This window comes from Streptomyces sp. NPDC048211 (genome assembly GCF_043202315.1).
Classification (GTDB): Bacteria; Actinomycetota; Actinomycetes; order Streptomycetales; family Streptomycetaceae; genus Streptomyces.
This window is the reverse complement of sequence record NZ_JBIDAD010000044.1, coordinates 1-7,696: the sequence shown is the minus strand read 5'-3', so window position 1 is coordinate 7,696 and position 7,696 is coordinate 1. Positions and strand designations below refer to the sequence as shown.

Genomic DNA, 7,696 nt, shown 5'->3' with positions numbered 1-7,696 from the left:
AGGAGTCTGCTGACCCTGCTGGCCCGGCATCCGCGTACGACGCTGCGGACCCACTCCGTCAACGGACGGACCGGGCTCGTCGTCCGTTACGACGAACAGGTCGTCGCCGTCATCAGCCTCGACATCGCCGGCCACCTGGTCGTCCAGGTGTGGGTCATCCTCAACCCCGACAAACTGCGCTCCTGGAACCGGCCGGCCGCTCCAGCGCCTCGGAACAACACGTCGCCCATACGCGGGGAGTGAGATACCCCCTTGCCGGATGACGTGTGACCCTGACCGGGCGAGGGCTGGTTGCCCCGTGCCGGGAGGCGGACCGATGGCTGCCCACGGGCCGACGGCTCCTGACACGCTCCGTCCCGCCTCATGGGGGCGGTCGTGACACGGGGATGCCGGGACCACTCCGCTTATGATGTCCGCAGGACACACCCGTCCCGGCATCCGGAGTGAGCGACACCGCAGATGCCGGGCGGAGCGCAACAAGAGAGGTTGAGGACGAGAGGAACACATGGCTTCCGTAACCCACACGGCGCGCAACATCGAAATCACCGCTGAGAGTCTCCAGGAGGACCTGGCCCGTCTGGCGATCCAGAAACAGGCGCTGGAACGGGAACTGGCCGCGGTGGTCGCCCATCTCGGCTCCGTTCAGCGGGCCCTCGGCGCCCTTGAAGCCTTGATGACCGGGCCCTCTGCGGCAGCCTCCGCATCCGTCGGCATCACGGACTCGAAGGCGCCGGCAGCCGTGGTCGCGAAGCCGGACACGTCTTCCCCGACCGGCCCCGCCGCCACGGCCGATGCCCCGGTCGCACCGCCGGCCGGCCGGAAGAGCGCCCGGCGCCCCGCCCCCACGGCCAAAGCCGACGACGACAAGCACACGAACTACGGCAAGCTCACCGAACAGATCATGGAGCACTTCGCGGCGGTCGGTGACGTCGACGTGCGCGCCCGGGACGTCGCGGCCGCGCTGGGCAGGGACACCGACAGCGGCAGCATCAACGCGGTCAGGAGCACGCTCGACCGTCTGGTCGGCACGTCCCGCATCCGGCGTACCGGCCGGGGTCTGTACCGCGCCCGGAAGTCCTGAGCCACCGCCCCGGCCACGCACGGCAGGTGGGCCGCGAAGAGCGCGCTCCGGGCACCGCCCACGAGGCCACGGTGGTGCCCGGAGACACTGTTGCTCGCCCGGCCGGGGCAGCACTGCCTCCGGGCACGCACCGATCGTCCTCCGGCATCTCCCGCATCGAGCAGCGGTTCCACGTCGCCGTCCGGCGGGGTTCAGCGCCCCGGTAGCGGGCTCGTCATGTCCCGGCACCCGGGGGCGTCCTGACCCCGGAGTCCTCCGGTCCTGCGGATCCCCCGCCCGACGACTGCCGGGGCACCGGCTCGGCGCCGCCGGAGAAGAGCGTCCCCACCAGGTCACGCCGGCTCCGCACCCCGGTCTTGGCGAAAATGCTCTTGAGATGCTGCTGCACGGTGTGGGTCGACACGACGAGGTACTCGGCGATCTGAGCGGTGGATCTCCCCTGCAGGCTCAGTCGCACGACATCCCGCTCCCGGTCCGTGAGTCCGTACGCGGACATCAGCAACGGCAGCACCCGCTCGGGATGCGCGTACTCGATGACCACCGCCGCTTCGTGCGTACCGGCCCCGCCCGCGGTCGAGAGGTGCACGCCGTGCAGCGCGAGCCAGCCGCCGGAGCGGCCGGCGACACGGGCCAGGGGCGCCGGCACCGCTCCCTCCTCCCGGTCCGCGGCGCGCAGGGCGGTGGCCGCCACGGACAGCACCGCTGAAGGGAGCCGGCCGGCGCTCCAGTCGCCGTCCGGAAGCCGGCCCAGCCACCGCTCGATCCCGGGAGACGCGGCCCGCACCTTCGAGCCTCGGTCGAGGACGATGAGGCCGGGAGTGTCCGCCGTCCCGTGGTCGTGCGCCCCGATCGGCAGGTGCGCCTGCCGCACCGCGAGCGCCAACCGCGGAGCGACGGTTCGCAGCAAGGTGCGGACATCCGTATCGAACGGCGGCCGTCCGGCTTCGCGATACAGGGACAGGGCTCCCCATGCCTCCTTGGAACGCGTCCGCAGGCTGACCCTCAGTTCCTGGTCACTGCCGACCGTCAGACTTCTCCGCCAGCGTGTGCTGGCCCCGGGGCCCCCACCGTTCGCCTCATGGATCGCGGCGATTCCGGACGCGGAACGGCTGATGTCCACGATCCTGTTGACGTCGTCGGAGAAGTGCTCATGGAACACGAGTTCTTCGAGCAGCACCTCCGGTACGTCCGCCTTGCCCTGCCGGAAGTGACTGGTGACCAGCAAGGACGCCGGGTCGACGGTGTACCAGCAGGCGTCCCAGATGCCGGGGACCACCTCGCAGAGGACGTCGGTCACCGACCTCCACAGGGGGACGAGCTCCTGGCCTCGGCCGGCGGCGTCACCGATCTTCTCCACCGCCCATCGCATGGCCGAATCCTTCACGGCCCAGACCCTATAGCGGGCATGAATGCTGTACCACTTTTCTGGGATACCACTGTTCTGGAGAGCAGCCTATGTTGTGGGGACCTCGATGACCCGCGACCCGATGGGACCATGCATGTTTGAGGTTACGCCCCGTCTCCTTGCTCAGGTGCTGGGGCAGCGCCACGGTCCGCCGCGGCGCCTTCTCGGAGGTTCCCGCAATCACTGCCTGATGAGCGGCAGCGATACGGAGGGGCGGTTCGCCCTGGTACAGCATCTCCTGGACGCGCGGGCCCTGGGTGCTCCGATGCAGCGCCATACACGTGAGGACCGGCACCTCTACGTTCTCAGCGGCGAGATCGGGCGGTTGTCGAGCGGTCAGGAAGTGCGGGCGAAGGCGGGGGACTCGTTTTTCACACCACGAGGGGAATGGCACACGTTCTGGAACCGCAGCGACGAGCCGGCGTCCGTGCTCGAGATCGTCTCACCCGCCGGCTGCGAGCACTTCTTCACGGAGTGCGCCGAACTCCCTTCCCCCGGCGACGAGAAGGCCCTGAGCCGCGTGGCCGCCGATCACGGTCTGCAGTTCGACTGGGCAGCCACTTCCGAGGTCGTCCGGCAACACGGCCTGGTCCGCTGACCACGGCTCCCCTGCCCGGCATCCCCTCCCGCCCTGCCCTCGCCCCTCGCGGCCTCTCCACGAGGCACGTGGCGTGGCGTACACAGTCACATGACTGATGGATCGCCACGCGGCCGGATACAGACTACGAGCAGCCCGATTCTCCGGAAGCAGGCGCCGCCGCACCGAACCGGCTGTCGCGCGGCGCACGGCTCCGGCTGAAGACCCATCGGTTCCCGTAGGGCCGGGAAGAGCGGGAGGGGATCATTCCATGAGCGGAAAGGCCTTCGGCACGGACGGCGAGCGCAGATGTACGCAGGAAGATCTCCGCGGATCGGACATCCGTCCCGGGCCGGTGACCTGCCGGACGCTCGTCCGGCAGGTCGGCGAGGAGATGTATCCGCAGGCCACTACCGACCTCCGGTACGACAGCGCCCAGCCGTATTCCATCAGCATCGTGTTCGAGGCGGACACCGACAGGGCCGTCGAGTGGACCTTCGGGCGCGACCTTCTGCGGTCCGGCCTGTGCGGGCTCCATGGCCTCGGTGACGTCCAGATCTGGCCCTCGCGCGTCCGGGCGCCGGCCTTGTGTACATCGCACTGCGCTCAGGTCCGGACATCGATGTCGTGGTCACACCGGCGGACGTCATCGGCGCGTTCCTCGAACGAACCCTGGAGGCCGTGCCGCTGGGCGAGGAGACCTCGTATCTGGGTTTCCAGGAAGGCGTCAGCCGGCTGCTGGGCGAGGCGTGACGAACGACGCCCCCGCTTCCCGGTCACCGCAGCCGCGATCGTCCCCGTTCCCCCACGCGACGGCAGGTACCCGCCCGGCACGCGGGACGGCGGGTGCTTCCCGCCGGTCGTGGCACGACCCGCGCGGACCGGAGACCGGTCGTGTCCCGGCCCGCGCGCGCTCCCGTCGGTCACGGGAACGGACTGCTCAACGCCTGGATCTCACCGCTCCGGGCCCCCGTGCGCGCTCCAGTGGGACTGGAGGGCCCCGGCCACCTCGGCGGGCCGCTGCAGGACCGGCCAGTGGTTGCAGTCGAGCCGCACCACTTCGGGGGCGCCCAGGGAGGCGGCGAGCTTCTCACCGAACTCGATCTGACAGGCCGGATCGAGCACGCCCCAGAACACCAGGCACGGCGCGGTCACCTGTGACAGCATCGGCTCCCATTCCGCACCCATGGTGACGGCCGAGCGGTAGAGCGCGAGAACGCTCTCCTTCATGGGCCCGTCCACCCGGCCGGCCATCTCCCCGGCCAGGTCGACGGGGACATCGAAGCCTTCTACGACATCGTCGGCGAAGGACTCCGGTTCCAGTTCACTCATGAACCGGTCGCCCTCGACCGGGTCCTGCCAGATCTTCGCGAGCGGATGCCACACGTAACCGGCGTTGACCGGCCCGTTGCCACCGGCCCACGTACGCACCAGATCGGGCCGCAGGGAGGCGACGCGAGCGGTGAGGATGCAGCCCCAGTCGTGTCCGACCAGATCCACGGGCTCGCCGACCCGCTCCAGCCGCTCGATGAGCCAGTCGACGTACTCCTCCTTGGTGGAGCCGAAGCCGTCCGGTCGCGGCTCGCCGAACCCGGGCAGGTCCCAGGCCTCCACGTCGGTCCGGGTCAGATGACGGCGTACGCCGTCCCACACATGGTGGGTGTCGGGAACACCGTGGATCAGGATCGCAGTCATGAATCCGGTCCTTCGTCGGTAACGGTCACGGGTCAGCAGGGGACGGAGCCGGTGGGCCCCACGACCCCGTCGGTCGACGTAACTCCGCTCGTCGTACGGACTCCTGGCGTACCGGGTCCGCTCCGGCACCGGGGCCGCGCACACACGTATCCGTAGCGGACCCTTCGCCCGCTGACACACAGTGTCTTCACCATGTCACATTCACGCGCCGGCCATGCCGCGCGGCATGGCCCGCCCGGGCCTCACATGAACCGTGGCACATGGTTCGTTCCTGAGCAGTGGCATCCGCGTGCTACGTTATTCGACGTTCATTGAACAACGAACAAAGGAACCTCATGTCCAGCTCCGAAGCCCTCCCCTTCGCTGACCGTGTCGCCGTCGTGACGGGAGCGGGATCCGGCATCGGCCGGGCCACGGCCATCGCCCTGGCGAGATCGGGGGCTCACGTCCTCGGCGTCGGCCGGCGCAGGGAAGCACTGGAGGAGACCGCCCGCACCCACGCGAACATCGCGGTCCTGTCCCTCGACATCTGCGAGGACGGTGCCCCCGACACGGTCGTCTCCACCGCCGTCGACCGCTGGGGCCGGCTCGACGTACTGGTCAACAACGCAGGTGTCACCGCCCTGATGCCCCTGGCCGACACCGACCGCTCGGTGATCGACAACATGTTCGCCGTCAACGTCACCGCCCCCAGCCTCCTCGCCCACGCGGCCCTGCCCCACCTGCGTGTCTCCTCCGGCTCCATCGTCAACGTGTCCAGCACGTACGGACACCGCCCCCTGTCCGGCGGAGCGCACTACGCCGCCACCAAGAGCGCCATCGAACAGCTCACGCGAAGCTGGGCCCTCGAACTCGCCCCTGAAGGAGTGCGCGTCAACTCCATCGCCCCCGGCCCCACCCAGACGGAAGTCCTCACCGCCGCAGGTCTTTCCGACGAAACCATCCTCGAACTGCGCAGCTACGAACGCGACCGCATCCCCACCGGCCGTCTCGGCGACCCCAAGGACATCGCCGACTGGATCGTGCGCATCGCCGACCCGCACAGCACCTACCTCACCGGCCAGATCCTCACCGTCGACGGCGGCCTCGAACTCACCTGACCCACATTGCGTGTGCCTGCCCGGCCGGGTGCCGGGGCAGGCACGGGGGCTCGACATCCGCGAGCGCGCCCACACCCTGCCGCGTCACGGGCGCGGCCGTCCTCTCCCGCGAACGCCCTGCGGCCCGGCGCTCACCCGGCCCGCGGCTGTCACAGGGGGACTGGCTCCCCGGTCAGGCCTGCGAGGAACCACAACGGACGAGGAAGGGTGAGCATGTCGTACCCGAACCAGGTGTACTGGGGAGACAAGGGCGAGGTCAGCGCCGATTTCCGCCCGGAGAGCGCACCACCGGAGCACGGTGAGGCCGGCAGGGACGCCATCCACTATCTGGCGACCACCACGACGACGCGGGGTGAGTTCGGCCTGTACCGCGTCGAGATGAGGGCGAAGGGAGGCGGCCCCAGAACGCACTTCCACAAGACGATCTCGGAGTCCTTCTACATCCTCGACGGGACTGTGCGCCTCTTCGACGGGGCGCAGTGGATCGATGCACACAAGGGCGACTTCCTGCACGTGCCGCAGGGTGGTCTGCACGCCTTCCGCAACGACTCCGACGCCCCGGCCGAGATGCTTCTGCTCTTCACGCCGGGCGCCCCGCGCGAGGAGTACTTCGAACAGGTCTCCCAGCTCGGGGACGCCACGGACGAGGAACGTGCCAGGTTCTTCGACAAGCACGACTCGTACTTCGTGGAGTGACCGGACTCTCCCGAACCGTGTGGGGCCCGGCCGGCCGTGGTTACCGCGCCGGGCCTCCTTGGGCGCGTGGTGCATCGGACCGGCCGCCTCACACGTCTGTCACAGACCCGGCACGTCAGCTGTCCTGCTGATATGCACAGTGTCATTTCCGGACAGCCAACAGCTCGGACACCGCAGGACGACTACTCCGTCAGTGCCGAGTTCTACGACGTCCTCCAGGCCCGGCAGGACGCGATACGGGTCGGTGAACTCTACGGCGCCGACGTACGGAACGCCCGCGTCGGTGTGCTGGACGTCGGCGCCGGAACCGGACGAGTGACCTTGATGTCTCTGGACGAGTCCCGGGTGGGCGTGCACGCGGTGGAGCCTTCGCGCGCCATGCGCGCACCGCTGATGTCGCGCCTGGCCTCGTTGCCGGTGGAGGCGCGGGCGAGGGTGACCGTGCACGGCGAGACTCTCGACGAGGCGGAGCTGTACGGGGTCGCCGATGTCGCGATCTGCCACAACACGGTTGCCGGTCTGCCGCCCGCCGCGCGGCACACTCTCTGGCCCGCCCTCGCCAGAGCACTGGTACCCGGCGGTTCGGTGCTCCTCCAACTGCCGCCCTCCCGCCTTCCCGAGGAGGAGACCGTCCGTGTCTTCCCTCCTCAGAGGATCGGTTGGCACGAGTACGGAGGCCGCATGGTGATGTCGGCGTACGGAGGCCGGATCCGCACACGCTTCGACTACCGGGTGTGCGAAGCAGGACGTGTGCTGCGGGAGCACACCGAGACGTTCTGGATGTGGCCGACGTCCCGCGCCGAGTTGACCGTCGAGCTGGAACGGCACGGCTTCGTCCGGCTGCGCGAACGCGACGATCCGAGCGTCCTGTCGATGGCCCTGGTCACGCACTGGTAGCGAAGGCCCAGCGGTCAATTCGGCGGTAGAGGACCCGACTTGGCGCGGCACAGCGTCAAGCAGGACGGCACATGCCCGGGAGCGGTACGGCCCGTCGCGTAGTCCTCGGGCGGTCCACCACTGCAAAGGGGCCGGCATGCGCCCGGCTCTCTGTCACAAACCCGACGGCCACCCTGTCTCCCCTGAGACACACCCCTCCCCGAACACACCCCCCGAAAGGAAACACACCATGAAGATCGTCGTGA

General features: G+C 69.3%; 8 protein-coding genes and 2 pseudogenes. 8 read left to right on the top strand and 2 right to left on the bottom strand.

Going from position 1 to position 7,696, the window contains the following annotated elements:
• Positions 1-243 (top strand): annotated as a pseudogene (locus tag ACGFZA_RS42365) (RNA polymerase subunit sigma); the annotation flags it as partial.
• A 262-nt stretch (positions 244-505) separates the two neighbouring features.
• Positions 506-1,081: a hypothetical protein gene (locus tag ACGFZA_RS42360; protein ID WP_385289003.1), complete on the top strand. Its 576-nt coding sequence runs from the start codon at positions 506-508 to the stop codon at positions 1,079-1,081.
• A 214-nt stretch (positions 1,082-1,295) separates the two neighbouring features.
• On the opposite strand, the gene ACGFZA_RS42355 is transcribed toward ACGFZA_RS42360, so the two are convergent.
• Complete coding sequence (locus ACGFZA_RS42355) at positions 1,296-2,465, bottom strand: helix-turn-helix transcriptional regulator (protein ID WP_393686444.1); 1,170 nt, start codon at positions 2,463-2,465, stop codon at positions 1,296-1,298.
• A 211-nt stretch (positions 2,466-2,676) separates the two neighbouring features.
• Between ACGFZA_RS42355 and ACGFZA_RS42350 the strand changes: the two genes are divergently transcribed.
• From ACGFZA_RS42350 to ACGFZA_RS42340, 3 genes and pseudogenes are all read left to right on the top strand, one after another.
• Positions 2,677-3,084 carry a cupin domain-containing protein gene (locus tag ACGFZA_RS42350; protein ID WP_385289008.1) on the top strand — a complete coding sequence of 136 codons (408 nt, stop codon included), beginning with the start codon at positions 2,677-2,679 and terminating at the stop codon, positions 3,082-3,084.
• Between the two features lie 97 nt (positions 3,085-3,181).
• A pseudogene (locus ACGFZA_RS42345) lies at positions 3,182-3,595 on the top strand (SsgA family sporulation/cell division regulator); the annotation flags it as partial.
• Positions 3,596-3,651: 56 nt separating this feature from the next.
• The gene (locus tag ACGFZA_RS42340; protein ID WP_393686446.1) at positions 3,652-3,816 is read left to right on the top strand and encodes a hypothetical protein; all 165 of its coding nucleotides are present in this window, start codon (positions 3,652-3,654) and stop codon (positions 3,814-3,816) included.
• Between the two features lie 201 nt (positions 3,817-4,017).
• Here the strand turns inward: ACGFZA_RS42340 and ACGFZA_RS42335 are convergent, their stop codons facing one another.
• Entirely contained in the window at positions 4,018-4,758 is a 741-nt protein-coding gene (locus tag ACGFZA_RS42335; RefSeq protein WP_385289014.1) for an alpha/beta fold hydrolase, read from the bottom strand.
• A 335-nt stretch (positions 4,759-5,093) separates the two neighbouring features.
• Here ACGFZA_RS42335 and ACGFZA_RS42330 point away from each other — a divergent pair, with 335 nt between their 5' ends.
• The 3 genes from ACGFZA_RS42330 to ACGFZA_RS42320 all read left to right on the top strand — a co-directional run bounded on the left by ACGFZA_RS42330 (position 5,094) and on the right by ACGFZA_RS42320 (position 7,451).
• On the top strand, positions 5,094-5,858 hold the full coding sequence (locus ACGFZA_RS42330) for an SDR family NAD(P)-dependent oxidoreductase (RefSeq protein ID WP_385289017.1): 765 nt from the start codon (positions 5,094-5,096) through the stop codon (positions 5,856-5,858).
• A gap of 207 nt (positions 5,859-6,065) precedes the next feature.
• Entirely contained in the window at positions 6,066-6,554 is a 489-nt protein-coding gene (locus ACGFZA_RS42325) for a cupin domain-containing protein (RefSeq protein WP_385289020.1), read from the top strand.
• A gap of 132 nt (positions 6,555-6,686) precedes the next feature.
• Positions 6,687-7,451 carry a class I SAM-dependent methyltransferase gene (locus ACGFZA_RS42320; RefSeq protein ID WP_393686440.1) on the top strand — a complete coding sequence of 255 codons (765 nt, stop codon included), beginning with the start codon at positions 6,687-6,689 and terminating at the stop codon, positions 7,449-7,451.
• Positions 7,452-7,696: the final 245 nt, after the last annotated feature.

What these genes read in the sequence shown, in the direction of transcription:
- ACGFZA_RS42360 (WP_385289003.1), top strand. Translation starts at nt 506, where the DNA reads ATGGCTTCCGTAACCCACACGGCGCGCAACATCGAAATCACCGCTGAG.
- ACGFZA_RS42350 (WP_385289008.1), top strand. Translation starts at nt 2,677, where the DNA reads ATGAGCGGCAGCGATACGGAGGGGCGGTTCGCCCTGGTACAGCATCTC.
- ACGFZA_RS42335 (WP_385289014.1), bottom strand. Translation starts at nt 4,758, where the DNA reads ATGACTGCGATCCTGATCCACGGTGTTCCCGACACCCACCATGTGTGG.
- ACGFZA_RS42330 (WP_385289017.1), top strand. Translation starts at nt 5,094, where the DNA reads ATGTCCAGCTCCGAAGCCCTCCCCTTCGCTGACCGTGTCGCCGTCGTG.
- ACGFZA_RS42320 (WP_393686440.1), top strand. Translation starts at nt 6,687, where the DNA reads ATGCACAGTGTCATTTCCGGACAGCCAACAGCTCGGACACCGCAGGAC.